A 26,550-nucleotide genomic window follows, 5' to 3' on the forward strand; every position below is an offset into this window, starting at 1 on the left:
GGGACCCGTTGAGCACCGTCGAGCGCCTCGTCGTCATCGTTCTCTTCGAGGGCGTCGATCTGCTCGACGTCACCGGACCACCGGAGGTCTTCGCGCTCGCACGGCGCGAGACGGCCGACGCGACGGGTTACGACGTCGTCCTGGCCGCCGAGACGAGGGACCCGGTCACCACCTCGGCGGGGGTGCGCCTGCTGCCGGACGCCACGTTCGCGGAGGTCGCCGAGCGCTCCATCGACACCCTGCTGGTGCCCGGGTCCGTCGATGTCGACGACGAGCGCCGGGTGCGGGCCCTGACCGATCCCGTCGTGGTCGACCGGGTGCGCACCCTCGCCGGGCGGTCCCGGCGCATCACCTCCGTGTGCGTGGGCGCACATCTCCTCGCCGCGGCCGGTCTGCTCGACGGCAAGCGGGCCACGACGCACTGGTCGACGGCGCAGCAACTCGCCGCCGACCACCCGGAGATCGATGTGGACGCCGACCCCATCTTCATCCGCGAGGGCGACGTGTGGACCGGCGCGGGCATCAGCGCCTGCCTCGACCTGTCCCTCGCCCTCGTCGCCGACGACTTCGGCGAGGCCACGGCCCTGCGCATCGCCCGGCAGCTGGTGATGTACCTCAAGCGGCCGAGCGGGCAGAGCCAGTTCAGCGTGCCTCTCGAACCCGCCTCCACCACGCGGCGCACCGAGGATCTGCGCCTCTACGTCACGGCTCACCTCGGCGAGCACCTCACGGTCACGGACCTCGCCGCGCACGCCCACGTCAGCGAGCGGCAGCTCACCCGCATCTTCAAGACCGAGCTCGGCACCACCCCGGCCGGGTACATCGAGTCCGCCCGGGTCGAGCGGGCCCGCAACCAGCTGGAGTCCACCGACGCGACCCTCGAACGCATCGCGTCCACGTGCGGGTTCGGCACGACGGACACGCTCGTCAGGGCCTTTCGCCGCCAGCTGGACACGACACCCACGGAGTACCGGCGCCGCTTCCGCACCCTCCCCGGCTGAGCGCCGGCGGGCGCGACGGGTCACCAGGGGCGGATCGCCCGCAGCCCCACGCGGCGGCCGTCCTCGTCCAGGAGATGGCCCATGCGTTTCATCGTGTGCAGGCCCACGATGCGGTCGGTCACCGTCAGGGTGGGCAGGCGGGCGCCCAGGGCGGTCTCGCGGCGCTGGATGTCCGCGAGGTCGTGCACCCACAGCGTAGTGAAGATGTTCGCGCTGCCGGTGACCGACGCGACCACCCGGCACTCGGGCAGCGCGGCCAGGGTCCGGTGCACGGTGGCCGTGTCGCGTGCCGGGGCCCGGGCGAGGAAGGACACCGGGACGGGCCGGCCGGCCAGCACGGGGGCCATGTCGCAGCGGAAGGTGAGGACCCCGGAGTCGGCGAGGCGGTGCAGCCGGCGGCGGACGGTGGCCGGGCTGGTGCCGGCGTGGTCGGCGAGCGCGGCGAGTCCCAGCCGGCCGTCGCCCACCAGCGCCTCCAGCAGCGCACGGTCCACCGTGTCGGGTTCGAGGACAGGGACCGGTTCCCGCGCTCCCGATGCCGTGGCGCCGAGGGCTGTCAGCTGGGTGGGCGCGAGCGAGCGCAGGCGCCAGCGGCTGCCCTCGACGGAGAGGGACGTCGCGAAGAGGCAGTCGACGGAGACGAGACCGGGCAGTGGCTCGAGCCGGGTCGTGAGGAAGCGGGTGAGCGCGGGCAGGTCCGGGGCGAGGACGTCGAGGAGCAGGTCGGCGCTGCCGGGCCCGGTCAGTTCGACCGTCGCCGCCTCCTCGAACCGGCACAGCCGCTCGGCGACGCGGCGCCGTGTGCCGGGGCGGCAGCGCAGCAGCACGAACGCGGTGCAGCGGCTCCTGGAGAACTCCCGGCCGGGCGCGGCGTAGACCCACGCCAGCCCCTGCTCGGTCAGCCGCTCCCAGCGCCGGGCGAGGGTGCTCGCGGTGACGCCGAGCGCCGGGGCGAGATCGGTCCACGGGGCCCGCGGGCGCAGCTGCAGGGCGTTGACGAGGGCGAGGTCCAGCTCGCTGACGGTGACCGTTTCTCGCATGCGCGGTGTGCTCCCTGCATCTTTCCGTCGAATCGGCGGTCGCGTACGGCCGCCGCCCGCACAGTAGCCAGCACTTTCGATTCCGGCCACCAGAAGGAGGCCCCCTGTGGGCACAGACGTGGGCGCAGATGTGGGCGCAGCAGGTTCTACGGCGGGCAGACGGCCCCCGGGCCTTGTCCCGGGCGGCCTCGGCACCGGTCGCGGGATGCTCGCCGCGATGGCGGTGGTCGTGGCGTTCGGTGGTGTCGTGCAGGGCTATCTCACGCCGCTGCTGCCGGAGTTGGGCCGTCAGCTGGGTATCGGCGGTGTGGGTCAGAACAATCTGTACCTGCTGTCGCAGTGCGCGTTCGCCGTGCTGACGCCGCTGCTGTCGCGGTTCGGTGACCTGTACGGGCACCGGCGGCTGCTGCGGGTGGCGCTGACGATGGTGACGGCGGGTTCGCTGCTGATGGCGGTGTGGCCGACGGTGCCGACGCTCGCCGTGGGCGTGGTGCTGCAGGGCGCGCTCGTCGGGTTCTTCCCGCTGCTCGCGGGGATCCTGCGTTCCCGCGCCCCCGAACGCGGCCGTACCGGCATCTCGCTCCTGGTCGGCGCGCTGCTGATCGCCATCGGTGTGGGCGGACTGGTGGCGGGAGCCCTGAGTGAACGGCACGCCGTGGCGGGTCTGTGGGCGGCGGTTCCGGTCGCGGTCGTCGCCCTGGTCGCCGGTCTGCTGCTGCCGGACAGCGACGGGCCGCGCGGCGGCCGGTTCCACTACGGCGCGGCAGCCCTGCTGACGGCCGGTCTGGTGGCGCTCGTCCTGGTGCTCGCGCAGGGCGGTGCCTGGGGCTGGGCGTCGGCGCGCTCCCTGGGCACCGGGGCGTTCGCCGTGGCGGTGCTCGGGGCGTGGGTGGCGGTCGAGCGGCGTGCGGCGCATCCGCTGGTGAACGTACGCATGCTGAGCGACCGGCGGCTCGCGGTGGTCAGCGCGCACACGTTCTGCGCGGCGTTCGGCACGATCGGTTTCCTGGGGGCCAACGCCCTGTTCCTCGGCTCCGACCCGGCCCGCACCGGGTACGGCATGGGCCTCGGTCCGCAGGCCATCGCGACCGTGTCACTGGCGATGGTGGTCGCGGGGTTCGCCGGTTCCACGGCGACGCCGCGGCTCGCACGACGCATCGGTGACCGGGCCGTGCTCGCGACCGGCGGCGTCCTCGTCGCGGTGGGCTTCCTCGGCATGATCCTGTTCCACGCCACGCTCCCCCAGTACGTCACGTCGGCGTTGCTCGTGGGCCTGGCGACGGGCCTGTTCGAGTCGATCACGCGGACGCTGTCGGCAGAGATCGTGCCCGAGCGGCAGACAGCGCTGGCCGTCGCGCTCAACGAACTGGCCCTGTCGCTGGGCGCGGCGATCGGCGCGGCCGTCATCGGCGGCCTGTTCGCGGCGCATCAACTGGGCGGCACGGGCGGCCGCATTGCTCTGTCGGGCTACCAGTGGAGCTGGGGTGTGTGCGGCGCCGTGGCACTGCTCGGGGCGGCCCTGGGGCTGGTCTACGGCGAGCGCCGGACGCCCGCTCCGCACCCCACCGCACCCGTCTCCCCCGTCACCCCGAAGGAAGGCCTCGTATGACAACGCCACGGACCGCCCCCGATGCGGTACGCGCACCCGACGCGGTACACGAACCCGACCCGGTACGCGCAGCGGTACAGGGGGCGGTGGGCACCTGGCGCGAGCATCTCGTCGCGCTCAGCCACAGCCTGCACGACGAGCCCGAGACCGCTCTCCAGGAGCACCGCTCAGCGGCCAAGCTCACCGAGCTCCTCACGACGGCGGGCTTCACGGTGACCCGCCCTCTCGCCGCCCTGCCCACGGCCTTCCAAGCCACGTACGGATCAGGAGACTTGGTGCTGGCGTTCTGCGCCGAGTACGACGCGCTGCCGGGTATCGGGCACGCCTGCGGGCACAACGTGAACGGCGCCGCGGCCGTCGGCGCGGCGCTCGCCCTCGCGGCCGTGGCGGACCGGCTCTGCATCACGGTCCGGCTGATCGGCACCCCGGCCGAGGAGGACATCGGCGGGAAGGTGCTGCTCGTCGAGGCCGGGGTCTTCGACGACGTGGCGGCGGCGATGATGGTGCACGCCGCGGCCGACGACAGCGTCGGCGCGTCGTCCCTCGCGATCGGCGCGTGGGACATCACCTACCGGGGCAGGCCCGCGCACGCGGCCCTCGCGCCGTGGGAGGGCGTGAACGCGCTGGACGCGCTGACCGTGGCCCAGACCGCGCTCGGCCTGCTGCGCCAGCACCTGCCCCCGGGGTCCCTGGTCCACGGCATCGTCACCGACGGCGGTGGCGCGCCGAACGTCGTCCCCGAACTCACCCGCGCCCGCTACGAAGTGCGCGCCCCCACGGTCGAGCAGCTCGCGGCCACCCAGGACCGGGTCCGCGCCTGCTTCGAGGCCGGCGCCCTGGCGACCGGTGCCCGCCTCGAACTGGAGCCCCGTGGAAGGGACTTCGCGGATCTGCGCCAGGATGACTTCCTCACCCGTGCCTACGTCGACGCGGCCCGCGCACTGGGTCGCGACCCGGTGTCCCGGCGCGGCGAGACGATGGCGTCCACGGACATGGGCAACGTCTCGCGTCTGCTGCCGTCGATCCACCCGACCATCGGCTACGACACCGGTGGCGCCCTGCAGCACACGGCCGGTTTCGCGTCGTACGGGAAGTCACCGGGCGCCGACCTGGCGGTCCTCGACGGCGCGGTGGCGCTGGCGCTGACCGCGGTGGCGGCCGCGACGGACGGCGCGCAGCGGCGCCGCCTGCTCCAGGGCGTCTCGGGCCGTGCCCGCGTCGAATGACCGCAGGTGATCGCGGACGTCGGCCGCTGCCTCAGCCCGTCGCCTGGTTCGGGGCCGGGCGCCCCTGCCCCTCCACGTACCGGGCCAGGTTCGCGAGGGCCATCCGGGTGCCCGTCTCGTTGTCGGCGGCGGGCACCGCGTCGGGGACGCCCTCGTGGACGAGGAGGACGTCGGTGCCGCCGCCGGCCGCGGTGAGCGTCGTGGTGATCGTCATGGTGCCGCGCAGCGCCGGGTCGGCGGTCTCGAACTCGAGCTCCTCGACGACCTGTTCGTCCGGGACGAGCCGCACGAAGCTGCCGTGGTATGTGTCGGTGCGGGCGTCCGACTTGCCGGTGGCCGTGGGCGCGTCGTACGTGAGCGACACCCGGAACCTGCCTCCCTCGCGCGCGTCGAATTCGTGGACCCGGCCGCGCATCCCGGCGGGCGTCCGCCACGCGGCGACCGCGTCCGCGTCCAGCAGCGCGCGGTAGACGGCGCCGGGCGAGGCGTTCACATGATGGGACATCCGTGTCGCATACATGGCGCCACGCTAACGGCGCCGCCCGACGGGGGCGCGTCAGTAGCGCTCGGCGGTGCCCAGGTACTGCTCGGCGAAGGCGGCCGCCGCGCTCGGAGACGTGAACAGACGGCGCAGCCGGGCGAGTGTGGTGCCGGTGCGGAACGGGTCACCCGTGGCCGCCCCGTGGTACACCTCCGAGAGCCACTGCGAGAACTCCTGGTAGTCCCAGACGCGGCGCAGACACGTCTGCGAGTACGACGCCAGTCCTGCTTCCGCGTCCGGGAGTTGACGGATGTGCGCGGTGAGGGCGTCACCGAGGAGGAAGGCGTCGTGCAGGGCGAGGTTCATGCCCTTGGCCGCGATCGGCGCGACCAGATGGGCGGCGTCTCCGGCCAGGAACAGACGCCCGTGCCGCATCGGTTCGACCACGTAGTCGTGCATGTCCAGGACGCGCTTCTCGATGAGCGGGCCCTCGGTGAGCGGCGCGGCGCCGGTCGCGGCGAGGCGGCGGTGCAGTTGCTCCCAGACGCGGTCGTCCGGCCAGCCGTCCGGGTCGTCGCCGGGCGGGCACTGGAGGTAGTAGCGGGTGACGTCCGGGCTCCGGGGCATCTGCCCGGCGAATCCGTCGGGGTGCATGCCGAACAGCACGCAGTCCGCGGACGGCGGCGCCTCGGCGAGCAGCGCGAGCCAGCCGATGCCGTAGTCGTGCCGTGCGACGCGGACCGGGCCGGCGGACAGTGCGCTCCGGCCGGTGCCGCGCGCGCCGTCGCACCCGGCGACGAAGTCGCAGTGCAGCACGTGCCGCCGGCCGCTGTCGGGGCTGGTGTACGAGACCGAGGGCCGGTCGGTGTCCACGTCGTGCAGCCGTACGTCTCGGGCGTCGAAGCGGATGTCGCCGCCGCGCGCATCGGCGTACTCGTGCACCAGGTCGGTGACCAGCAGCGGCTGCGGGTAGACGAAGTGGTGACTGCCTGTCAGTTCGGTGTAGGGAAAGCGGTGTCGTTCCCCCTCGAAGCGGAACTCGCAGGCGGTGTGCCGGCCGGCCCGCGCGAGCAGGTTCCCGGCGAGGCCGCGCTTCTCGAGGCCGCGTACCGCCCACTCCTCGATGACGCCCGCGCGCGGGCGCCGTTCGATGAACGCGCGCGTCTCGCGCTCCAGGACCACGCAGTCGATCCCCGCGGCCCGCAGGATGTTCCCCACCGTGAGTCCGGCGGGACCGGCGCCCACGATGACCACCGGAAAACGTTTCGGGGAAAGGGAGTTGGGATACCGGGTGGCAGTCACGCGGCCATTATGGCGACGGCTGCCGCGGGGTGTGCACCGGAGTGCGGAGTCGCTCTGCGGGCGTCATGGCGCGAGGAGCCGCGCGTACCGGCTGGCCCACGTCACCGGGCCCTCCTCCGCCCGCTGTCCGGGGGCGCCGCCCACCGGCACATCGCCGCGGTGCGTGAACCCCCGGTCCTCGTAGGAGGCGCGCAGTCGTCCGTTGGACCGCACGCAGTCCAGCCGCAGCGCCACCGCGTCGTGCTGTCGCGCGGTCCGTTCGGCCCAGTCCAGGATCACCGCGCCCAGGCCGCGGGCCCAATGGCGCACCGCCGTCCGGTGCACGTACACGGCGGTGCCGGCCGTGTCCGCCCACAAGGGATCGGCCCGGTCCAGCGTGACCGTCCCCCATCATGGCGCGTCTCCCTGCCAGGCGAGGCGGCTTCCCCCGCTGTCCACGGGCCGGTACAGCGCACGGCCTCCCGGACCGAACGCGCCCAGTTCGGTGGGGAGCGCGACGACCGCTGCCCCTTCCTGGTCGGGCCGGTCGGTGACATCCAGGAGCAGCCCGTCCAGCGGGCCGCCCACCAATTGCGCGTAGGCACGCCAGGGCCGCGGGCCCGCGTCCTCGTGGTCGGCGCCGTACACCCTTCCCTGCATGAACTCCTGCTCGTCCATGCCGTCCACCCTCGCAGCCACCACTGACAATCGGCATCGGGCACCCCGGTCCTGCCCTGTCCGCTGGGCGGGGGCTCGTCACACCGGTCCCCGGCGTTTCACGTCTCCCGCGCGGGAGACGCCCTCTAGGTTGACCCGGTGCCCCACCGCTGCCGCTTCCTGCTGCTGACCTCCCTGCTCACCGCCCTGCTCGCGACCGTCGTCGCCGGGCCGGCCCGTGCCGTGGAGGCCCCGCCCCGGTTCACGTACCAGGTACGGGGTGTCACCACGGCCCAGCTGGGCCGGACGTGGCATCGCGGCTGTCCCGTGGCGCCGCGTCGTCTGCGCTCGGTCCGGCTCGACCACTGGGGGTTCGACGGCCGGGTGCACCGCGGTGAGATCGTCGTGCACGAGCGGGTCGTCGACGACGTGGTGTACGTCTTCAGGAAGGCGTTCGCCGCCCGGTTCCCGATCCGCAGGATGCGGCCCATGGCGGCGTACAACGGAAGTGACACAGCCGCGATGGCCGACGACAACACGTCCGCCTTCAACTGCCGCGGGGTGACCGGGAACGCCGGTGTGGTCTCCCAGCACTCCTACGGTGACGCCGTCGACATCAACACCCTGGAGAACCCGTACGTGGACGTGCACGGCCGGGTCCATCCGGCGGCCGGAGCCCGGTTCCTCGACCGGCGTCGGCGGGCGCCGGGCATGCTGCGCGCCGGGGACGCCGTGACGACGGCGATGCGGCGCGTCGGCTGGGCGTGGGGAGCGCGCTGGGCGCACCCGGACTATCAGCACTTCTCCGCCAACGGCCGCTGAGGGACAGGCCTAGGGGCGGTCGACGGTCTCGGCGCCCTCCAGCGGCGCCCGCTCCAGGAACGCCACCGCGTCGGGCACCCGGTCCCGCAGCCGTACCAGTGCGGCGGCGGTGAGCGTGCGGCAGGACGTGTCGCGTTCGGCGAGGACCTGCCGGGCGAAGCGGGCGGGGAAGTCGGCCGGGGTGAGTGCGGCGCCGGGTCCGGCCGACCACGTCCGCAGCGGGGAGACCGCGCCGGCGGCGTCGGCGCAGACGGCGAGGCGCCCCGACTCGACGTACCAGAGGACGATGCGTTCGCCCGGCCGGGCGGCCGGGGGTTCGACCGTCTGCCCGGCGTCGAGGTGCAAGGTGTCGAAGGCCTCGGCGAGGGCCGGGCGCAGCCGCTCGTCGGCGCGGCCGAACAGGTCGCAGGCGGCGAGCGGGACCGGATCGTCGGGGTCGAGCCCGAGGGCGGTGAGGAGGTCGTCCTCGCAGGTCTCCAGGGCCCGCCCCAGGTCGGGGAACTCGTCCGAGGTGCGGCTCATGGCCTGCCGTTCGTCGGGGTCGGCGAGCACCATCCGCACGCCGCGCCCGCGCAGATCCGCGCCGAGGGCCCGCAGCAGATCGGCGGCGACGGTCTCGACGCGGCCGACGCGCGTCAGGTCGAGCACGAACCAGCCGACGGCCGGGGTCAGTTCATGGGCCACGCGCAGCGTCTGCTCGGCGGTCGCGAAGTCCAGGTCGCCCTGCAGCACGTGGACGCGGATCCGGTCCGGGTGGGCGTCCAGGGCGGCGCGCTGGGTCCGCGGCCGGTGGCGCAGGGATCGCAGCGGAGTGCCGTGCAGGGAGCGGGGCGGCAGTGGGCGGCGCTGCGGGTCGACGGCCCGCATCAGGTGCAGCCCGAACTGGTCGGAGAGCAGGTGGCAGGCGGCGATGCCGCGCACACTGTTGCCCTTCTCCTCCAGGGGCGGGCTGAACACGCCGATGCCGAACTGTCCCGGCAGGGCCACGCCGATCGCGCCGGACACCCCGCTCTTGGCGGGCATGCCGACCTTGAGCATCCAGTGGCCGGACGCGTCGTACATGCCGCAGGTCGCCATGACGGCGAGGACGTGCTGGGCGTGGCGCGGGGCGACGACGCGGCGGCCGGTGACCGGGTTGACGCCGCCGCCGGCCAGGGTCGCGTGCATCACGGCGAGGTCGTCGCAGGTGACGAGGACGGAGCACTGCCGGAAGTAGACGCCGAGCTGCTCCTCCACGTCACCGGTGAGCGAACCCGCGTTGTGCATGAGGTAGGCGAGGGCCCGGTTGCGGTCGCCGGTCGCGCACTCGGAGGCGTACACCGCCTCGTCGACGTCGAGCGGGCGGCCGGCGAAGGCGCTCAGGCCGTCCAGGATGCGGGCGGAGCGGGCCTCGGGAGTGTCTCCGGCGACCAGTGAACTGGTCACGATGGCACCGGCGTTGACCATCGGGTTGGGCGGGCGGCCGGTGCCGGGCTCCAGGCGGATGGAGTTGAAGGCCTCCCCGCTGGGCTCGGCGCCGACCCGCGCGAGGACCTCCTCCAGGCCCCGGTCGGCGAGGGCGAGGGCGAACACGAACGGCTTGGACACGGACTGGACCGTGAACGGGGCCGTGGTGTCGCCGCTGCCGTAGACCTGGCCGTCCAGGGCGCACAGGCTCAGCCCGAACAGGTCCGGGTCGACGCGGCTCAGCTCGGGGATGTACGAGGCGGGATCGCCGTCGTCGAGGTCGCGCAGCCGGACCCGCACCCGGTCGAGGAGCGCGGTGAGCGGATCGTTCGGGGCGCCCTGCTGCTTGTGTCGCACCCGGCCATCGAAACCCATCCGGGGCGGTGGTGCACCCGCTGGTGGAAATCGCCTTGGGCCGGCCGGACGCGCAGGGCAGACTCCCGGCATGAGCGAGATCGAACAGAAGAAGGACCTGCTCCGCTATCTGCAGGATGCCAGGGACGCGCTGCTGTGGAAGCTGGAAGGGCTGTCGGAGTACGACATCCGCCGTCCGCTGACGCCGACCGGCACGAATCTGCTGGGTCTGGTCAAGCATGTGACGTCGGTGGAGCTGGGCTACCTCTGCGACACGTTCGGCAGAGCGCACGACGTGCCGCTGCCCGATCCGGACGAGGACTCGTACGCGACCGCCGACGAGTCGCGCGAGCTGATCGTGGAGCGCTACCGGCGGGCCTGGACCCATACCGACGCCTCGGTCCACGCCCTCCCGCTGGACACGGTCGGCGCGGTGCCGTGGTGGCCGAAGGAGCGCAATGAAGTGACGCTCCACCACGTACTGGTCCGGGTGCTCGGCGACACACAGCGGCACGCGGGGCACGCCGACATCCTCCGTGAGGGCCTCGACGGCGCGGTGGGATGGCGCGAGGACAACGACAGCCTGCCCTCGCACGATCCGGCGTGGTGGCAGGAGTACCGCGACCGGCTCCAGCGCGTGGCCGAGCAGGCCGGGAAGTAGCTGGGGCGGGCCGGGTCAGGCTTCGCGGTGGCGGAGCAGCAGCATCGCCGCGTCGTCGTGCAGCGGTCCTGTCGCGTGGTCCACCAGGTCCGTGCGCAGCCGCTCGATGGCCGCCTCGGCGTCGGGGTCCTTGAGGAGGGACACGCGCTCGGCGAGCGGGTAGAAGTCCCCGGCCCCGTCCCGTGTCTCGCTCACCCCGTCCGTGTAGAGCAGGATCTGGTCGCCGGGTGCGAAGTCGACGGTGTACGGCAGGGGCTGGTCCCCGCCGTGCTCGCTCAGGCCGAGCGGCAGCGCGTACCGGGGCGGCTCCGGGAACAGGGTGGTGCCGTCGGCGCGCACGATCAGCGGCGGCGGGTGCCCGAAGTTGAGGAACGTGACGGCGCCACCGCCCGTCGGCACCTCGACGAGCAGGGCGCTGACGAACCGCTCGCCCTCCAGCTCGCGGTCGACGGCGCGGGCCAGTCTGCCGCCCAGGCCCGCGAGTTCGGGTTCGTCGTGGGCGGCCTCGCGGAAGGCGCCGAGCACCAGCGCCGCGGTCTCCACGGCCTCCAGCCCCTTGCCCTGGACGTCGCCGATGACGGCCCGGGTGCCGCCGGGCGCCACCACCACCTCGTACAGGTCGCCGCCGATCCGGGCCTGCGCCACGGCCGAGGTGTAGGAGACCGCCACCCGCAGTTCGCCCGCGACGCGGGGCACCGGACGCAGCAGCACCCGCTGCGCGACCTCGGCTATGGAGCGGACGCTGGCCAGTTCGGCGTCGCGGCGCTCCCGGAGCGCCACCGCGAGCAGGCCGGCCGCGGTGACCCCGGCGACGCTGACCACCGCGATGTACACGCGCCGCCTGCCGAGCGTGCCGTCGGACGCGGCGAGGACGACGCACAGCAGGGCGGCGACGGCACCGATGCGGGCGGTGCGCCGCTTGCTGCCGACGAGGCCCGCGAACGCCGGGCCGAGCGACATCAGGGGCAGCAGGCCGAATCCCGTGGGCGTGAGCACTTCGGTGACGACCACGAGTGCCATCACGCAGTACGGCAGGGCGGGCAGCACCCGCCCGTCCAGACCCTTCGTCTGCCTCATCGCTCCCCCGCCGGGACGGCTCGTCAGTCGGTTCCGTCGGTTCCTGAGCGTATGCGTGTTTTCTTGGGGCCTGATGAGATTCCCGTGATCTCGTTACCCGATCGCAGTCCGCGGCGGCGCCCCCGATCCGTGCTGGGCGGCGAGGCGCACGGGTGCGTTCTGGGCGCCGTAGCCGCGGTAGCCGGTGTCGCGCTGGGTCAGTTCGAAGAAGACGCGGCCCAGGGTGTGCGTGTAGCAGTGGCGGAAGACGCCCTGGCTGTCGCGGTCGTAGAGGATGCCCAGTTCCTGGTACGTCTCCAGCTCGCCCGGGGCGAACTCGAAGCGTGCGGCGAGGTCGTCGTAGTAGTTGGCCGGCATGGGCAGCAGGTGCCCGCCGGCCGCGCGGAAGCGCCGGGCGGCCGTGACGACGTCGTCGGTGGCGAGGGCGATGTGCTGGGCGCGGGCGTGCTCGTCGCCGGGCGCGGGGCCCACGCCGAGGGCGATGCGGACGGCGCCGTCGGCGCTGGTGAAGGCACGGCTGCGGAGCAGGCCGTAGGGGTCGGCGACGTCGACGCTCGGCTGGGCGTCGAGTCCGAGGACGCCCCGGTGGAACAGGGAGGCCTCGTCGAACTGGTGCCAGGGCTGGGCGAGCGCCAGGTGGTCGATGCCCCGGATGCCCGCGTGGTCGTCGGCGTGCTCGCCGGTGGGCGCGAAGTCGGTGGTCCAGCTGGGGTGTCCGGGCCGGTCGGTGGCGCAGAAGAAGAGTTCGGTGCCGTCGGGGGCGGCGACCGCGTCGAGGAGCACGTCGCCGGTGGAGCGGCGGCGCGGCAGCACGGGGGCGAGCAGGGCCTCGGCGCGTCGGGCGGCGGCCACCGGGTCCGGGGTCTCCAGGCCGACGGCGGCCAGGACGGTGCCGTCGCGGCGGGCGGCGGGCCCGGTGTTGAGCAGGACGCGGGCCGGGCCCTGCTCCCACAGGTCGACGGGTTTGCCGCGGTGGCGGCCGGTGCGGGTGAAGCCGAGCGCGGTCAGCAGCGCGGCGGCGGGTTCGACGTCGGGGGTGACGAGTTCGGCGAACGCGACGCCGGTGGGCACCACGGGCGGCGGCAGCTCGCCCTCGCCGACGGCCTCCTGGAGGACGAGGAGGGAGCGCAGGGCGTCGACGGCCGCGGGCCCGGCCTCGGCCTGGCGGAACACGTCGTTGAACACCTCCAGGGACAGGGGGCCCGCGTAGCCGGTGCGCAGCACGTGCCGCAGCAGTCCCGCGACGTCGAGATCGCCCTGGCCGGGGAAGCAGCGGTAGTGGCGGCTCCACTGCAGGACGTCCATCGCGAGCAGCGGCGCGTCGGCGAGCTGGAGGAAGAAGATCTTGTCGCCGGGGATGTCGGCGATGCCTTCGAGGTCCTTGGGTTCGCGGCCCCGGGAGAGGATGTGGAAGCTGTCGAGGCAGGTGCCGAGTGCGGGGTGGTCGGCGGCCTCGACGATGCGCCAGGCGTGGTCGTACGTGTTGACGTGGCGGCCCCAGGCGAGCGCCTCGTAGGCGACGCGGATCCCGAAGTCGGCCGCGCGCTCGGCGAGTCGGCGCAGGTGGCGGGCGGCGAGGGCGTCGTCGTCCGCGGCGAGCGGCGAGACGCTGGAGCAGACGAGGACCGTGTCGGCGCCGAGGCGCTGCATGAGACGGAACTTGTGCTCGGCGCGGCGCAGGTTCTCGGCGAACACGTCGGCGGGGACGGCCTCGATGTCGCGCATCGGCTGGTACAGGTCGATGCGCAGACCGAGGTCGGCGCACAGGCCCCGGATCTCCTCGGGGGCGAGGGGGCTGGCGAGCAGGTCGTTCTCGAAGATCTCGACGCCGTCGAACCCGGCGCGGGCGGCGGCGGTCAGTTTCTCGGTGAGCGACCCGCTGAGCGAGACGGTGGCGATGGAGGTGCGCACGGCGGACTCCTGCGAGGGGAAGGGAAGGTCGCGTGGGGCTCTGCGGGCGGGGGCGGTCAGGCGGTGCCGGCAGCGGCTCCCGAGGACTTCAACGTGCCGGTCGGCTGGGCGAGTCGGGCGAAGTGGTCGAGCATGCGTCCGGCGTCCGGCTCGCGCCCCGTGAAGAGCCGGAACGCGTCGACGGCCTGGAAGACGGCCATGCCGCCGCCGTCGAGCACGGCGCAGCCGAGCGCGCGGGCGGTGCGCACGAGCTCCGTCTCCAGCGGTCGGTACACGACCTCGGCGACCCACAGGCCGGGGTGCAACAGGTCGGCGGGGAACGGCAGTCCGGGGTGCGCGGCCATGCCGGTGGGGGTGGCGTGCACGATGCCGTCGGCGTCGGCGAGCAGGGCGGCGAGCGCGTCCGGGGCCGCGGCGGCCGCTCGTCCGGCGCCGAAGTGCCGGTCGAGGGAGTCGGCCAGCGCGGCGGCCCGCTCGGGCGCCGCGTCGACGAGGGTGACCCGGCCCGCGCCGAGGGTGAGCACGGCGTGGGCGACGGCGGCGCCCGCTCCCCCGGCGCCCACCTGCACGACGTGGTCGGTGCGGACGTCGGGCAGGCCGCGCGCGAAGGAGGCGGCGAATCCGGTGACGTCGGTGTTGTGGCCGGTGGCGCGGCCGTCCGCGATCACCACGGTGTTGACGGCGCCGAGCGCCTCGGCCTGCGGGGACAGGGCGTCGAGGTGCTCGATGACGAGCTGCTTGCACGGGTGCGTGACGTTCAGCCCGTCGAAGCCGACGTCGCGGGCGGCGCGCAGCAGCTCCCCCACGTTCTCGGGCCGCAGGCCGAGGGCGTCGATGTCGAGAAGGCGGTAGAGGCAGCGCAGCCCCTGCCGGTCGGCCTCGCGCTCGTGCAGGGCGGGAGTGAGCGAGGGGCCGATTCCGGCTCCGATCAGACCGACGAGATACGAGTCCTGGGGCACGTGGGACCTCCTGGCCGGGCAACCGCCCGACGCTAATGTACGAACTGGTTCGTTACTCATATCAAGCCTGGCGCCGTGAGGGAAGGGCCGCACCCGGGGCGGGAGCAGGCGCTGCTTCTACAATCACCTGCACAGGCCCGCCGTCCGTCCGCCCGAAGGATCCTGATGACCACTGTCGAAGAACCGGCGCGACGCGAGGGCCGTATCCGCGACGCGGCCCGCACGAAGGCCGAGATCCTCGCGGTCGCCACCGAGGAGTTCGCCCGCGCCGGGTACACCGGGGCGCGCGTCGACGAGATCGCCGCTCGCACCCGCACCACGAAGCGGATGATCTATTACTACTTCGGCGGCAAGGAACAGCTGTTCACGGCCGTCCTGGAGCGCTCGTACGCGGTCATCCGGCACGCGGAGCGGGACCTGGACGTCGAGCACCTCGACCCGGTGGCCGCCATCCGCCGGCTCGCGGAGCTGACCTTCGACCACCACGAGGCCCACCCGGACTTCATCCGGCTCGTGAGCATCGAGAACATCCACGACGCAGAGCACATCACCGCGTCCGAGACGCTCAGCTCCCTCAACTCGCCCGCCATCGACGTGATCCGGCGGATCCTGGAGGAGGGCCGCACACAGGGTCTCTTCACCGCGGACGTGGACGCCGTGGACCTGCACGCGATGATCAGCTCGTTCTGCTTCTTCCGGGTCTCGAACCGGCACACCTTCGGCGCCCTGTTCGGCCGCGACCTGACCGCCGAGGACCGGCGCGAGCACTACCGCACGATGCTCGGCGACATGGTCATCGCCTATCTGACGGCGGATCGCCCGGACGCGTAGTCCGCGGCATCTCCCTCGGCACGACCCCTTGACAGGCGGGTAACACCGGCGCAACATCCGTAGCCACCCGCTACTAACTATCCAGTGGGTTAATTAGCCGGACGCGCTTTCCGGCTCCGCCGACCCGCTCACCCCACCGGGCCCCGGCACCTCTCCCCTTCCCGTCCCCCGAAGGAGCCCGTGTGTCCGTCCCCGCAGCACCGCCCCGAGCCCCGCAGGGCCAGCCCCGCAAGGCCGCGCTCGCCGCCTGGATCGGCAGCGCCCTGGAGTACTACGACTTCTTCATCTACGGCAGTGCGGCCGCGCTGGTCTTCCCGAAGGTCTTCTTCGACGAGTCCGATCCGGCGAACGCCACGCTGCTCTCGCTCGCCACGTTCGGCGTGGCCTACGCCGCGCGCCCGGTCGGCGCCTTCTTCCTCGGCCATGTCGGCGACCGGCTCGGCCGTCGCAAGATCATGGTGTTCACGCTGGTCCTGATGGGTCTGTCGACGTTCCTGATCGGCTGTCTGCCCACCCGCGGCCAGGTCGGTTCCCTCGCCCCGGTCCTCCTGGTGCTGTGCCGGGTCCTGCAGGGCATCTCGGCGGCCGGCGAACAGGCGAGTGCCGGTTCGATGACGCTGGAGCACGCACCGCCGCACCGCCGCGCCTACTTCACGAGCTTCACGCTCAGCGGCACTCAGGCGGGCCAGCTCCTGGCCACCCTGGTCTTCCTGCCGATCGCGGCACTGCCGGAGGACCAACTCCTGTCGTGGGGCTGGCGGATACCGTTCTGGCTGAGCGTCGCGGTCGCCGTCGTCGGCTACGTCATCCGCCGCACGCTGCACGAGACGCCCGAGTTCTCCCGCCAGACCTCGGCCACGGAAGGCGTGGCGCGGCTTCCGCTCGTCGTGCTGCTGCGCGACCACTGGGCGGACGTGCTGCGGGTGATCGGGGGCGCGCTCGTCGCCTCGGTCAGCACGATCTTCACCGTATGGGCGCTGTCGTACGCGACGAGCGACGCGGTGGGCATGGACCGTTCGGCGATGCTGTGGGTCGGCGCCCTCGCCAATCTCGTGGCGCTCGGCGCGATCCCGCTGTGGGCCCGGCTCGCCGACCGCATCGGTCGCCGCCCCGTCTACCTGACCGGCGCGGCCGGCAGCGCGCTGCTGATGTTCGGCTACCTCTGGGCGATCTCGACCGGGTCGTACCCGCTGACGTTCGTGTTCGGCATCCTCGCCTTCGGTGTCGTCTACAGCGCGGCCAACGCGGTGTGGCCCTCGTTCTACGGCGAGATGTTCCCGACCCGCGTCCGTCTGTCCGGCATGGCGATCGGCACGCAGATCGGCTTCGCCGTGGCCGGGTTCGCGGTGACGTTCGCGGCGCAGATCGCGGGCCCGGACGGCACCGACTGGTTCGCGGTGGCACTGTTCACCGCCGCGCTGTGCCTGCCGCCGGTGATCACGGGTGTCACGGCGCGCGAGACGCACAAGGTACCGACGGAGCGCCTCGGTGAGCGGGGCGCGGCGGCCGCCGAGGTGGAGAACGGACAGCCGATGGTGGCGTGAGGGACGGACGCGGTGAGGGGCGGGGTGTCAGGGCCCGCCCCTCATCGTTTCGCCCTCAAGCCCTCAGACGGTCCGGGTGCTGCGCGGGGCGTCCGCGGATTCGAGCTCGTCGAGGTCCAGGCGCCTGATGTCCTTGACGATGACGGCATAGCTGACGACGGCCAGGGCGGCGCAGACGCTGACGAAGGCGAGGGCCAGGTCGAAGGAGCCGGTGGCGTCGATGAGGTAGCCGACGACCAGGGGCGTGACGATGCCCGCGACGGCTCCGAAGGCGTTGAAGACGCCGCCCGCGAGGCCCGCGATCTGCTTCGGGGCGACATCGCCGATCACGGCCCAGCCGAGCGCGCCGAGCCCCTTGCCGAAGAAGGCGAGCGACATGATGAGGACGACGAGCCAGGACGCCGTCACGAAGTTGCAGATCATGATCGTGGTGGACAGCAGCAGACCGGTGACGATGGGGATCTTCCGTGCCACGGTGAGGCTGACGCCGCGCCGGGCCAGCAGGTCGGAGAGATAGCCGCCCAGGACGCCGCCGGTGAAGCCGCACAGGGCGGGCAGCGACGCCACGAATCCCGCTTCGAGGATGCTCATCCCGCGCTCCTGCACCAGGTAGACGGGGAACCAGGTCAGGAAGAACCACGTGATGGTGTTGATGAAGTACTGGCCGATGAAGATGCCGAGCATGTTGCGGTTGGTCAGCAGCGTCTTGACGTGACGCAGTCCGCCGTCCTGCCCGGTGCGGGCCGTGCCGGATGCGCCGGGCGCCGGGCTGTCCATGTCGATCAGCGCGCCGCCCGCGCCTATGTGGTCGAGTTCGGCGTCGGTCATCCTCGGGTGGCTGCGCGGCGGGTGGACGACCCGGGTCCAGATCAGGGCCAGGACGACACCGACGCCGCCGATCACGGTGAAGACGTGCTCCCAGCCGAGCGCCGTGACGAGCCAGCCCATCAGCGGGGCGAAGGCGACCGTCGCGAAGTACTGGGCGGAGTTGAACAGCGCGGACGCGAAACCGCGTTCCTTCGTGGGGAACCAGGCGGCGACGATCCGGGAGTTGCCCGGGAACGACGGCGCCTCCGCGAACCCGACGACGAAGCGCAGGATGAACAGCAGCACGACCGCGGCGCCCGCGAAGAAGCCGATGGCCCCCTGGGCCATGGTGAACACCGACCACAGGAAGATGGCCGCGCCGTAGACCCTCTTCGAGCCGAAGCGGTCGAGCAGCCAGCCCCCGGGGATCTGCGCGATGAGGTACGACCACGAGAACGCGGAGAAGAGCAGGCCCAGTTCACCCGAGCTGATGTGCAGCTCCCGCTGCATGGTGTCGCCGGCGATCGACAGGGTGGACCGGTCGGCGTAGTTGATGGTCGTGACCACGAAGAGCATGGCCAGAATGACGTACCTGAGGCGGCCGGCTCTGGCGGGGGCAGCTGAAGTCACCGGGGCGTCCTGCCGGTTGAGCGCTGTCATGGCGGTCGTTCTCCTAGACCTGGAGGGGCGGCGGCTCTGCCGCGTGTGGTCCGAGCCACATGGCCTGTGGCTGGAGTTGACCGTAGGTTCAGCGCCCATTCCCGTCTACATCGATTTTTGTAGGCTGCGATACCTTCCCGGTATGACGGGCGACCGATGCGGAAGCCACCGCTCCGGCGTCACAGGTGCTGGAGCAGCGCGTGCAGCGCGGGGTTGTCGTTGGCCCTCCGCCAGGCCAGATGCAGCTCGACGGGCGTCGGGTCGGGCAGTTCGAGCGTTCTGAACGTGATGCCGGAGAAGCGCATCTGCGCGGCCGCCGCCGGCACGAACGCGATGCCCCAGCCCGCGTTGACCATGGCGAGCAGGCTGTGGACCTGGCTGAGGTACTGGGTGAACCGGGGCGTGACCTGTGCCGTGCGGAAGACGCTGACCAGCAGTTCGTGGAAGTACCGCGCCTCGACCGGCGAGTACATGAGCACGTCCTGCCCGCCGAACTCGCCCATCCGCAGCGGACCTTCGCCCTCGGCCAGCGGATGGTCCAGGGGCACGGCCGCGAGGAGGCCCTCCCTTATGGCGGGCCGGGTGACGAGATCGGGGCCGGTGCTGGAGGGGCGGATCATGCCGAGGTCGAGCGAGCCGTCGGCGATCGCCTCGAGTTGGTCGCGGGTCACCTTCTCCCGGAGCACGATCTCGGTGCCGGGCATGACGGAGCGGGCCACGTCGAGGAGCGTGCCGAGCGACGAGTAGGCGCTGGCGGCGGTGAAGCCGACGGCGATGGCCCCGGCCTCGCCCGCGGAGACCTGCTGCGCGGCGAGGGTGGCGGCCTCGGTCTGGCGCAGGATGGTGCGCGCCTCGTTGAGGAAGGCCCGGCCCGCCGGGGTGAGACGGACCGTGCGGTTGGTGCGGTCGAGGAGCTGCACGCCCAACTCGTGCTCCAGGAGCTGGATCTGGCGGCTCAGGGGCGGCTGGGTCATCCGCAGCCGTTCGGCGGCCCGTGTGAAGTGCAGTTCTTCGGCGACGGCCACAAAACTCACGAGCTGAGCGAGCGTGAACAACGATGCCCTCCGGGTATCAACGCATCCAAAAACTATGTTTGACGTGGATCAATCGCCGACCTTAGCGTCAAGGTCGTCCACGGCGAGACCTCCCACCCCGCCGTCCGCGCATCCCCAGGAACATGAAGTGGTGACCATGACGCACGCAGCCACCCCCGTCGCCGGCCTTCGAGGCGAGGCCGCTCTCGACTCGATCACCTGGATCAGACTCTCGTCGGTCGCCCTGCCCCTGGCCACCCCGATCAGCGACGCCAAGGTGCTCACCGGACGGCAGAAGCCGATGACCGAAGTCGCCTTCCTGTTCGCGGAGATCGAGACCGCGCAGGGACGGACCGGGATCGGCTTCAGCTACTCCAAGCGCGCCGGCGGCCCCGCCCAGTTCGCCCACGCCAAGGAGATAGCCGACAACCTCATCGGCGAGGACCCCAGCGACATCGGCCGGCTGTGGACCAAGCTGGTGTGGGCCGGCGCGTCCGTGGGCCGCAGCGGTGTCGCCACCCAGGCGATCGCCGCGCTCGACATCGCCCTGTGGGACCTCAAGGCCAAGCGGGCCGGTCTGCCGCTCGCCAAACTCCTGGGCGCGCACCGCGACTCGGTGCGCTGTTACAACACGTCGGGCGGCTTCCTGCACACCCCCACCGACCAGGTCCTGGACAACGCCACCGCGTCACTGGCCAGCGGCATCGGCGGCATCAAGATCAAGGTCGGGCACCCGGACGGCAAGCAGGACCTGCGGCGTCTGACGGCGGTCCGCGAACACATCGGCGACGACGTGCCGTTGATGGTCGACGCGAACCAGCAGTGGGACCGGCCGACGGCCCAGCGCATGGGCCGGGCCATGGAGGAGTTCGGCCTCGTCTGGATCGAGGAGCCCCTGGACGCGTACGACGCGCAGGGCCACGCGGCGCTCGCCGCCTCGCTGGACACGCCGATCGCCACCGGCGAGATGCTGGCCAGCGTCGCCGAGCACTACGAGCTCATCCGGCACGGCGCCGCCGACGTCATCCAGCCCGACGCCCCGCGCATCGGCGGCATCACCCAGTTCCTCAAGCTGGCCGCGCTCGCCGAACACCACCACCTGCAGCTCGCCCCGCACTTCGCCATGGAGATCCACCTCCACCTGGCCGCCGCCTATCCGATCGAGCCGTGGGTGGAGCACTTCGACTGGCTGGAGCCCCTCTTCGAGGAGCGGATGACGATCAGCGACGGCCGGATGCACGTTCCGGCCCGGCCGGGTCTCGGCGTCACGCTCACCGACCAGGCGCGCTCCTGGACCCAGGCCACCCACGAGGTGGGCCGGCGCGCCTGACCCGGTCCCGCCACCTCTTCCTCTTCCCTCCCGGAGCACTCCACCCATGACGTCCTTCACCCCTTCGGAGCTCGGCCGCCGTATCGGCTCGGGCCTGCTCTCCTTCCCCGTCACCCACTTCACCGCCGACGACCTGTCCTTCGACGAGGGCGCCTACCGCGCCCACATCGAGCGGCTGTCCACGTACGAGGTCGGCGGGCTCTTCGCCGCGGGCGGCACCGGCGAGTTCTTCTCGCTGACGGCCGCCGAGACGGAGCAGGTGGTGACCGCGGCGGTGCGGGCCGCGCCCGAGGGCACCCCGATCCTGGCCCCCGCCGGATACGGCACCCGTACCGCGATCGAGTACGTACGGGCCGCCGAACGCGCCGGCGCCCACGGCATCCTGCTCTTCCCGCCCTATCTCACCGAGGCCGGACAGGAAGGGCTCGCCCGGCACGTCGAGGCGGTCTGCCGCGCCACGAACCTCGGGGTCATCGTGTACGGCCGGGCCAACGCCGCCTACAGCGCCGACACCCTCGTCCGGCTCGCCGACTCCTGCCCGAACCTCATCGGGTACAAGGACGGCATCGGTGACATCGACGCCATGACGCGCATCTACACGCGCCTCGGTGAGCGCCTGACGTATGTCGGCGGCCTGCCCACCGCCGAGATGTTCGCGCTGCCCTACCTCGAACTCGGCGTCACCACCTACTCGTCGGCCATCTTCAACTTCCTGCCCGAGTTCGCCCTCGACTTCTACCAAGCGGTGCGCGAGCGGCGGCACGACACCGTCATCAAGCTCCTCGCGGACTTCGTCCTGCCGTACACCGAGATCCGCAACCGGCAGGGCGGCTACGCGGTGAGCATCGTCAAGGCCGGCATGACCGTCACCGGCCACGGTGCCGGGCCGGTCCGCCCGCCGCTGACGGATCTCACCGAGGCCGAACGGGCCGAACTGGCGGCGCTGATCGAGGGCGCGTCCGGCTCCGCCCCGGCGGGCGCGGTGTAGGGATCCGTCAGCCCAGGTGCGTCGGCGCGAACATCCGCAGCAGCGCGGGCAGCACGACGACGTTCGGCCCGGGCGCCGTGAGTGCCGCCGCCAGGTCCTCCCGGAGGGCCTCGGGGGTCGTGCGCACCGCGGGCACACCGAACGACTCGGCGAGGGCCACGAAGTCCGGCCGGGTCAGTTCGGTGCCCTCGGTGTCGCCGAAGGTGTCGGTCATGTACTCGCGCAGGATGCCGTAGCCGCCGTCGTCGACGATCAGCCAGGTCACGTCGAGCTCTTGCTGCTTGGCGGTGGCGAGTTCGGCGATCGAGTAGAGGGCGCCGCCGTCGCCGGATACCGCGAGCACGGGCGTCGTCGGGTCGGCGACGGCGGCGCCGAGCGCGGCCGGGAAGCCGTAGCCGAGGCCGCCCGCGCCCTGCGCCGAGTGCAGCGGTCCGGGCCAGGCGGACCAGGCCCAGTACGCGAGGATGGTCATGTCCCAGAAGGACGGGGCGTCGGCGGGCAGGGCGTCACGCACGGCGGCCAACACCTGCTGTTCCAGGCCGAGTTCCTGCCCCTCGATGCGTTCCCGTACGGCTGTCAGGACATCGGCGACACGGTCCGCGGCGGCGTCGTCGGGGCGCTTGTCGACCGCCTCGGCGAGTGCCTGGAGCGCCAGGCGGGCGTCGGCGTGGATGCCGAGGGCCGGATGGTTCGCCTCCAGCTTGCCCGCGTCCGCCTCGACGTGGATCACCCGGCCGCGGGGCGCGAACGTGTGGTAGTTCGAGGAGAGTTCGCCGAGCCCCGAGCCGACGACCAGGAGCACGTCGGCGTCCTCCAGGAAGGCGGTCGTGTGCCGGTCCTCCAGCCATGACTGGAGGGAGAGCGGGTGCTCCCAGGGAAAGGCACCCTTGCCTCCGAAGGTGCACACCACCGGAGCGTTCACCTTCTCCGCGAGCGCGCGCAGTTCCTCGGCCGCGCCGGCCCGGACCACGCCGCCGCCCGCGATGATCGCCGGACGCTCGGCCGCGGTCAGCAACTCGGCCGCGGCAGCGGTGAGTTCGGGCCGCGGGCGCGGATCGCGCGGCGTCGCGTCGATCTGCGTGACGACGGGCAGCGCAGCGGGGGCGAGCAGTACGTCCTGCGGGATCTCCACGTAGACCGGTCCGCGCGGCGCCGTGAGCGCCGATTCCCAGGCCGCCGCGATCGCCGACGGGATCTGGGACTGCGTCCGCACCTGGTGCACGGACTTCACGACTCCCCTGAACACGGCTTCCTGATCGCGGAGTTCATGGAGGTAGCCGTGCCGGCCGCCGCCGACACCCGCCAGCGGCACCTGGCTGGAGACGGCGAGGACGGGCGCGCTGGCGGCGGCCGCCTCCTGCAGGGCCGCCAGCGACATCAGCGCGCCGGGGCCGGTGGACACGAACAGCGGGGCGGCCGTCCCCGTCGTGCGGCCGTACGCGTCCGCGGCGAACCCCGCGTTGTTCTCCACGCGCAGTCCCACGTACCGCAGGTCGGAGCGGCGCAGCGCGTCGAACAGGCCCAGCGCGTGCTGGCCCGGCACGCCGAACACCGTGGCGGCGCCCAGGGCCGCCAGCGTCTCGATCACCAGGTCGCCGCCGATCCGCGCGGCGTCCCGCGCCGGGGCGGTGGTGTCGGTGGCGGGTGAAATGTCCCTGCTGGTCATGCGCACGTGCCTTCTTTCCTGGTACTGGTTCACTTCGTGGGCCGGGCGCCGCTCACGGCTGCGCCGCGACCGCTTCCGCCGCCGGGGCCGGCGCCTCCGCGCGCCCCGCGAGCCGCTCCCGCCAGTGGGCGAGCACCGCCGGGTCGGTGGGCCGGGTGGCCAGGGAGACGGCGACGTAGGCGACGAGGGAGGACAGCAGCCCGTAGTAGACGGGCTCGTTGGCGAGGATGCCGTAGCCGGCCATCAGGCCGATGACGGCCAGGCCGCCGACCGCGACGGCGGCCAGCGCGCCGGCGGCGGTGCCGCGCTTCCACAGCAGGCCGCCGAGGATCGGCACGAGGAGCCCGCCGACGAGCAGGTTGTAGGCGACGGTCAGCGCCTCGACGACGTCGTTCAGGGCGATCGCGATGCCGATGACGGCGAGCCCCATGACGAGGATGAACGCCCGGTTGCCGGAGACCTCGTCGCCGTGGTCGCGCTCGGGGCGGATCGCGCCGCGCACCCGCTGCCAGATGTCGTTGTTGGCGACGGTGGCGCAGGCGATCAGCGCCCCGGACGAGGTCGACATCACCGCGGCGAGCGCGGCCGCCAGCACCAGACCCCTTACGCCGACCGGCAGTTCGTCCTTGACGATGGTCGCGAACGCCGAGTCGGCGGACGGCAGCTTCGGGTACATGACCTTCGCCGCCGTCCCGATGACGGCGCCCGCGATCGCGTACACGAGGCAGTACGTGCCCGCGGCGGTGCCGCCGAGCCGGGCGACCTTGTCGCTGCGCGCGGTGAACACGCGCTGCCAGATGTCCTGCCCGATGAGCATGCCGAACGTGTAGATGAGGACGTACGTGAAGATGGTCTCGCCGCCGATGCCCAGCGGGTCGAAGTACGACGTCGGCAGCTTCGCCCGCATCGCGCCGAAGCCGCCCGCCTTGACGACGGCGATGGGCAGCAGCAGAAGCAGCACGCCGACGGTCTTCACGACGAACTGCACCATGTCGGTGAGCGTGATGGACCACATGCCGCCGAGCGTCGAGTACGCGACGACGATGGAGCCGCCGAGGACGATCGCCAGGGTGCGGTTCATGTCGAAGATGACGTCGAAGATCGTGGCGTAGGCGATGGTGGAGGTGACCGCCAGCATCAGCGTGTACGCCCACATCACGATGCCGGAGATCAGACCGGAGCGGCCGCCGTAGCGCAGGTCCAGCATCTCGGAGACGGTGTAGACCTTCAGGCGGGAGATGCGGGCCGAGAAGAACACCGACAGGGCGAGCAGGCCGAGGCCGATGGTGAACACCATCCAGGCGCCGGACAGGCCGTACTGGTAGCCGAGGCCGACGCCGCCGATGGTGGAGGCGCCGCCGAGCACGATCGCGGCCATGGTGCCCGAGTACATGCCGGGCCCGAGCCGGCGGCCCGCGACGAGGAACTCGGACTTGGACCGGGCGCGGCGCATGCCCCACCAGCCCATGGCCAGCATCCCGGCGAGATAGACGACGATCACTGTGTAGTCGACGGCCATGGGGCAGCCCTCCTTCACGCTCTTCGGCGAGGGGTTCGGCGGGGATTCAGCGGGGGGTGCGGGGGGTGTGGGGCACGACCCTAGATGGCCGGGAAGCGGCGCTGAAGTGTACGTTTCCTCCACCCACAGGCCTGTCAGTAGAGGAAACGTCCACCATGCCCGACGCGGCAGCCGTCCCCCCGACTCCCCCGGTCCCCCTGAGCACCTTGCTGGCCCGCGAGGACCTGGGGCTGCGGCTGATCGCGGGCGGTCCGGCGGACGACGTGGTGGTCCACTGGGTGCACACGTCCGAGATGCCCGATCCGTATCCGTATCTGCTCGGCGGGGAGCTGCTGCTGAGCGCGGGCGCGCACGCCACCGAGGCCGCGGGCACGGGCCCGTACTTCGACGACTACGTGACGCAGATCGTGGCGGCGGGCGGCGCGGCACTCGGCTTCGGGCTCGCGCCGGTGCACGACACGGTGCCGCGCGCGCTGGTGGAGGCGTGCGAGCGGCGCGGGCTGCCGCTCCTCGAAGTGCCGCCCCGGACGACGTTCAGCGGCATCGCGCGCGCCGTGTGGAGCCTGATGGCCCAGGCCAGGCACGCGGAGCTGCGCCGCGTCACGCAGGCGCAGCAGCACCTCGCCGCGGCTGCCGCGCGCCCCGATCCGGTGGCGGCCGTGCTCGGTCAGCTGGCCCGGTTCGCGGGCGGGTTCGCGGTGCTGGTCGACGCGGACGGCACCGTGGTCCGGCAGGCCGGGCAGGAGCCGCCGCAGGACGTGGCGCGGGCGCTGACGGCGCTGACCGATGTGGTGCGCGGGACGTCGGCGGGTGCGCGCCCGGCGTCCGCGTCCGACACGGCCGGCGGCACCCGGCTGTCCGCGTACGCGGTGAGCGGCCGGGGCGGCGCCGCGCTCGGCCTGGCCGGGCCGTCGCGCGACAGCGGGGACCACACCGTCGCCGGGGCGGCCGTCGTGCTGCTGTCCCTGCTGACCAGCCGGCATCAGGGTGCGGGAGCGGCCCGGGCCGCGGACCGGTCCGCGGCGCTGGTCAGACTGCTGCTGGGCGCGCGCCCGGAGGAGGTGGCCGGGTTGCTGGGGTCCCGCGAGTGGCAGGTCGCCCAGCTGCGGTGGACGGGGTCCGCGGGTGGGCCGCCGCCCCGCCCGGCGCTGCCCACGCCGCTGCTCGACGGGGAGGGCGATCAGGTGCGGGCGTTGTTCCCCGCGGACCAGGAGATCGCCGGGCTGCCGGGGTGGGCGACCGGTGTCAGCGCCCCGGCCGGCATCCGGGACCTCCCGCTGGCCGACGCCCAGGCGGCCCGCGCCCTGGCCCGGGCCCGCGCGACCCGCACCCCGCTCGTCCACCATCGCAGCGCGGCCCCGGATCTCGCGCTCACACCGCTGCTCGACGCCCCGGCCCTGCTGGAGACGCTGCGCAGTTGGCTCTCCCTGCACGGCAGTTGGGACCGGACGGCCGGGGCGCTCGGCGTGCACCGCAACACCGTGCGCCAGCGCATCGCCAAGTGCGGGGCGCTGCTGGACGCCGATCTGGACGACCCGGACGTCCGGATGGAGCTGTGGTTCGCGTTGCGGCACACGCCCGGAGCGGCATAGCCGATGGTCGCGCGGCCGCAGACTTTCGGCCGAGGCGCCGCCCGCCCGGGCGTT

At 72.8% G+C, this 26,550-nt stretch carries 23 protein-coding genes; 10 read left to right on the forward strand and 13 right to left on the reverse strand.

The features are described from left to right. Positions 1-8 precede the first annotated feature (8 nt). Positions 9-1,001 (forward strand): GlxA family transcriptional regulator, encoded by a 993-nt coding sequence (locus ACVHNB_RS22870; protein WP_428956843.1) that lies wholly within the window; start codon positions 9-11, stop codon positions 999-1,001. Positions 1,002-1,021: 20 nt separating this feature from the next. Here ACVHNB_RS22870 and ACVHNB_RS22875 read toward each other — a convergent pair whose 3' ends face one another. Continuing rightward, complete coding sequence (locus ACVHNB_RS22875) at positions 1,022-2,041, reverse strand: Lrp/AsnC family transcriptional regulator (protein WP_428956842.1); 1,020 nt, start codon at positions 2,039-2,041, stop codon at positions 1,022-1,024. A 217-nt stretch (positions 2,042-2,258) separates the two neighbouring features. Between ACVHNB_RS22875 and ACVHNB_RS22880 the strand changes: the two genes are divergently transcribed. Both ACVHNB_RS22880 and ACVHNB_RS22885 read left to right on the forward strand, forming a co-directional pair. Then, a complete protein-coding gene (locus tag ACVHNB_RS22880) occupies positions 2,259-3,650 on the forward strand; it encodes an MFS transporter (protein ID WP_428956841.1) in 1,392 nt (463 codons plus the stop codon). Continuing rightward, a complete protein-coding gene (locus ACVHNB_RS22885; RefSeq protein WP_428956840.1) occupies positions 3,647-4,876 on the forward strand; it encodes an amidohydrolase in 1,230 nt (409 codons plus the stop codon). Before ACVHNB_RS22880 ends, ACVHNB_RS22885 begins: the two co-directional genes overlap by 4 nt. Before the next feature lie 31 nt (positions 4,877-4,907). On the opposite strand, the gene ACVHNB_RS22890 is transcribed toward ACVHNB_RS22885, so the two are convergent. From ACVHNB_RS22890 to ACVHNB_RS22905, 4 genes are all read right to left on the reverse strand, one after another. Further along, positions 4,908-5,396 carry an SRPBCC domain-containing protein gene (locus tag ACVHNB_RS22890; RefSeq protein ID WP_456225741.1) on the reverse strand — a complete coding sequence of 163 codons (489 nt, stop codon included), beginning with the start codon at positions 5,394-5,396 and terminating at the stop codon, positions 4,908-4,910. Positions 5,397-5,432: 36 nt separating this feature from the next. Beyond that, complete coding sequence (locus tag ACVHNB_RS22895; protein ID WP_428956838.1) at positions 5,433-6,611, reverse strand: 4-hydroxybenzoate 3-monooxygenase; 1,179 nt, start codon at positions 6,609-6,611, stop codon at positions 5,433-5,435. Positions 6,612-6,722: 111 nt separating this feature from the next. Next, positions 6,723-7,016: a GNAT family N-acetyltransferase gene (locus ACVHNB_RS22900; protein WP_428956837.1), complete on the reverse strand. Its 294-nt coding sequence runs from the start codon at positions 7,014-7,016 to the stop codon at positions 6,723-6,725. 33 nt (positions 7,017-7,049) lie between these two features. Continuing rightward, positions 7,050-7,316 (reverse strand): hypothetical protein, encoded by a 267-nt coding sequence (locus tag ACVHNB_RS22905; RefSeq protein ID WP_428956836.1) that lies wholly within the window; start codon positions 7,314-7,316, stop codon positions 7,050-7,052. Positions 7,317-7,454: 138 nt separating this feature from the next. Here ACVHNB_RS22905 and ACVHNB_RS22910 point away from each other — a divergent pair, with 138 nt between their 5' ends. After that, positions 7,455-8,117: a M15 family metallopeptidase gene (locus ACVHNB_RS22910; RefSeq protein WP_428956835.1), complete on the forward strand. Its 663-nt coding sequence runs from the start codon at positions 7,455-7,457 to the stop codon at positions 8,115-8,117. A gap of 9 nt (positions 8,118-8,126) precedes the next feature. Here ACVHNB_RS22910 and glsA read toward each other — a convergent pair whose 3' ends face one another. Continuing rightward, positions 8,127-9,920: a glutaminase A gene (gene glsA / locus ACVHNB_RS22915; protein WP_456225742.1), complete on the reverse strand. Its 1,794-nt coding sequence runs from the start codon at positions 9,918-9,920 to the stop codon at positions 8,127-8,129. A gap of 88 nt (positions 9,921-10,008) precedes the next feature. On the opposite strand from glsA, the gene ACVHNB_RS22920 reads away from it, so the two are divergent. Continuing rightward, positions 10,009-10,578, forward strand: coding sequence for a DinB family protein (locus ACVHNB_RS22920; protein ID WP_456225743.1), 570 nt, complete (start codon positions 10,009-10,011; stop codon positions 10,576-10,578). A 15-nt stretch (positions 10,579-10,593) separates the two neighbouring features. On the opposite strand, the gene ACVHNB_RS22925 is transcribed toward ACVHNB_RS22920, so the two are convergent. The 3 genes from ACVHNB_RS22925 to ACVHNB_RS22935 all read right to left on the reverse strand — a co-directional run bounded on the left by ACVHNB_RS22925 (position 10,594) and on the right by ACVHNB_RS22935 (position 14,525). Beyond that, a complete protein-coding gene (locus tag ACVHNB_RS22925; protein ID WP_456225744.1) occupies positions 10,594-11,655 on the reverse strand; it encodes a PP2C family protein-serine/threonine phosphatase in 1,062 nt (353 codons plus the stop codon). Between the two features lie 93 nt (positions 11,656-11,748). Further along, the gene (locus ACVHNB_RS22930; protein ID WP_428956831.1) at positions 11,749-13,566 is read right to left on the reverse strand and encodes a bifunctional sugar phosphate isomerase/epimerase/4-hydroxyphenylpyruvate dioxygenase family protein; all 1,818 of its coding nucleotides are present in this window, start codon (positions 13,564-13,566) and stop codon (positions 11,749-11,751) included. 56 nt (positions 13,567-13,622) lie between these two features. After that, a complete protein-coding gene (locus ACVHNB_RS22935) occupies positions 13,623-14,525 on the reverse strand; it encodes a shikimate dehydrogenase (protein ID WP_456225745.1) in 903 nt (300 codons plus the stop codon). Positions 14,526-14,690: 165 nt separating this feature from the next. Between ACVHNB_RS22935 and ACVHNB_RS22940 the strand changes: the two genes are divergently transcribed. Together ACVHNB_RS22940 and ACVHNB_RS22945 are read left to right on the forward strand one after the other, a co-directional pair. After that, the gene (locus ACVHNB_RS22940; protein WP_428956829.1) at positions 14,691-15,356 is read left to right on the forward strand and encodes a TetR/AcrR family transcriptional regulator; all 666 of its coding nucleotides are present in this window, start codon (positions 14,691-14,693) and stop codon (positions 15,354-15,356) included. A gap of 182 nt (positions 15,357-15,538) precedes the next feature. Then, the gene (locus ACVHNB_RS22945) at positions 15,539-16,900 is read left to right on the forward strand and encodes an MFS transporter (protein WP_428956828.1); all 1,362 of its coding nucleotides are present in this window, start codon (positions 15,539-15,541) and stop codon (positions 16,898-16,900) included. Between the two features lie 63 nt (positions 16,901-16,963). Here the strand turns inward: ACVHNB_RS22945 and ACVHNB_RS22950 are convergent, their stop codons facing one another. Continuing rightward, positions 16,964-18,367, reverse strand: coding sequence for an MFS transporter (locus ACVHNB_RS22950; RefSeq protein WP_428956827.1), 1,404 nt, complete (start codon positions 18,365-18,367; stop codon positions 16,964-16,966). A 179-nt stretch (positions 18,368-18,546) separates the two neighbouring features. Further along, a complete protein-coding gene (locus ACVHNB_RS22955; RefSeq protein ID WP_428956826.1) occupies positions 18,547-19,422 on the reverse strand; it encodes a LysR substrate-binding domain-containing protein in 876 nt (291 codons plus the stop codon). 136 nt (positions 19,423-19,558) lie between these two features. Between ACVHNB_RS22955 and ACVHNB_RS22960 the strand changes: the two genes are divergently transcribed. Together ACVHNB_RS22960 and kdgD are read left to right on the forward strand one after the other, a co-directional pair. Further along, positions 19,559-20,731, forward strand: a complete 1,173-nt coding sequence (locus tag ACVHNB_RS22960) for an L-talarate/galactarate dehydratase (RefSeq protein WP_428956825.1) — start codon at positions 19,559-19,561, stop codon at positions 20,729-20,731. Between the two features lie 46 nt (positions 20,732-20,777). Continuing rightward, complete coding sequence (gene kdgD / locus ACVHNB_RS22965) at positions 20,778-21,719, forward strand: 5-dehydro-4-deoxyglucarate dehydratase (RefSeq protein WP_456225746.1); 942 nt, start codon at positions 20,778-20,780, stop codon at positions 21,717-21,719. Between the two features lie 7 nt (positions 21,720-21,726). Here the strand turns inward: kdgD and ACVHNB_RS22970 are convergent, their stop codons facing one another. Both ACVHNB_RS22970 and ACVHNB_RS22975 read right to left on the reverse strand, forming a co-directional pair. Beyond that, on the reverse strand, positions 21,727-23,385 hold the full coding sequence (locus ACVHNB_RS22970; RefSeq protein WP_428956823.1) for a thiamine pyrophosphate-binding protein: 1,659 nt from the start codon (positions 23,383-23,385) through the stop codon (positions 21,727-21,729). A 52-nt stretch (positions 23,386-23,437) separates the two neighbouring features. Further along, positions 23,438-24,904: a sodium:solute symporter gene (locus ACVHNB_RS22975; RefSeq protein ID WP_428956822.1), complete on the reverse strand. Its 1,467-nt coding sequence runs from the start codon at positions 24,902-24,904 to the stop codon at positions 23,438-23,440. A gap of 155 nt (positions 24,905-25,059) precedes the next feature. Here ACVHNB_RS22975 and ACVHNB_RS22980 point away from each other — a divergent pair, with 155 nt between their 5' ends. Then, positions 25,060-26,496 carry a PucR family transcriptional regulator gene (locus ACVHNB_RS22980; RefSeq protein ID WP_456225747.1) on the forward strand — a complete coding sequence of 479 codons (1,437 nt, stop codon included), beginning with the start codon at positions 25,060-25,062 and terminating at the stop codon, positions 26,494-26,496. The last annotated feature ends 54 nt before the right edge of the window (positions 26,497-26,550 follow it).

The organism is Streptomyces sp. YJ-C3 (assembly GCF_053891275.1).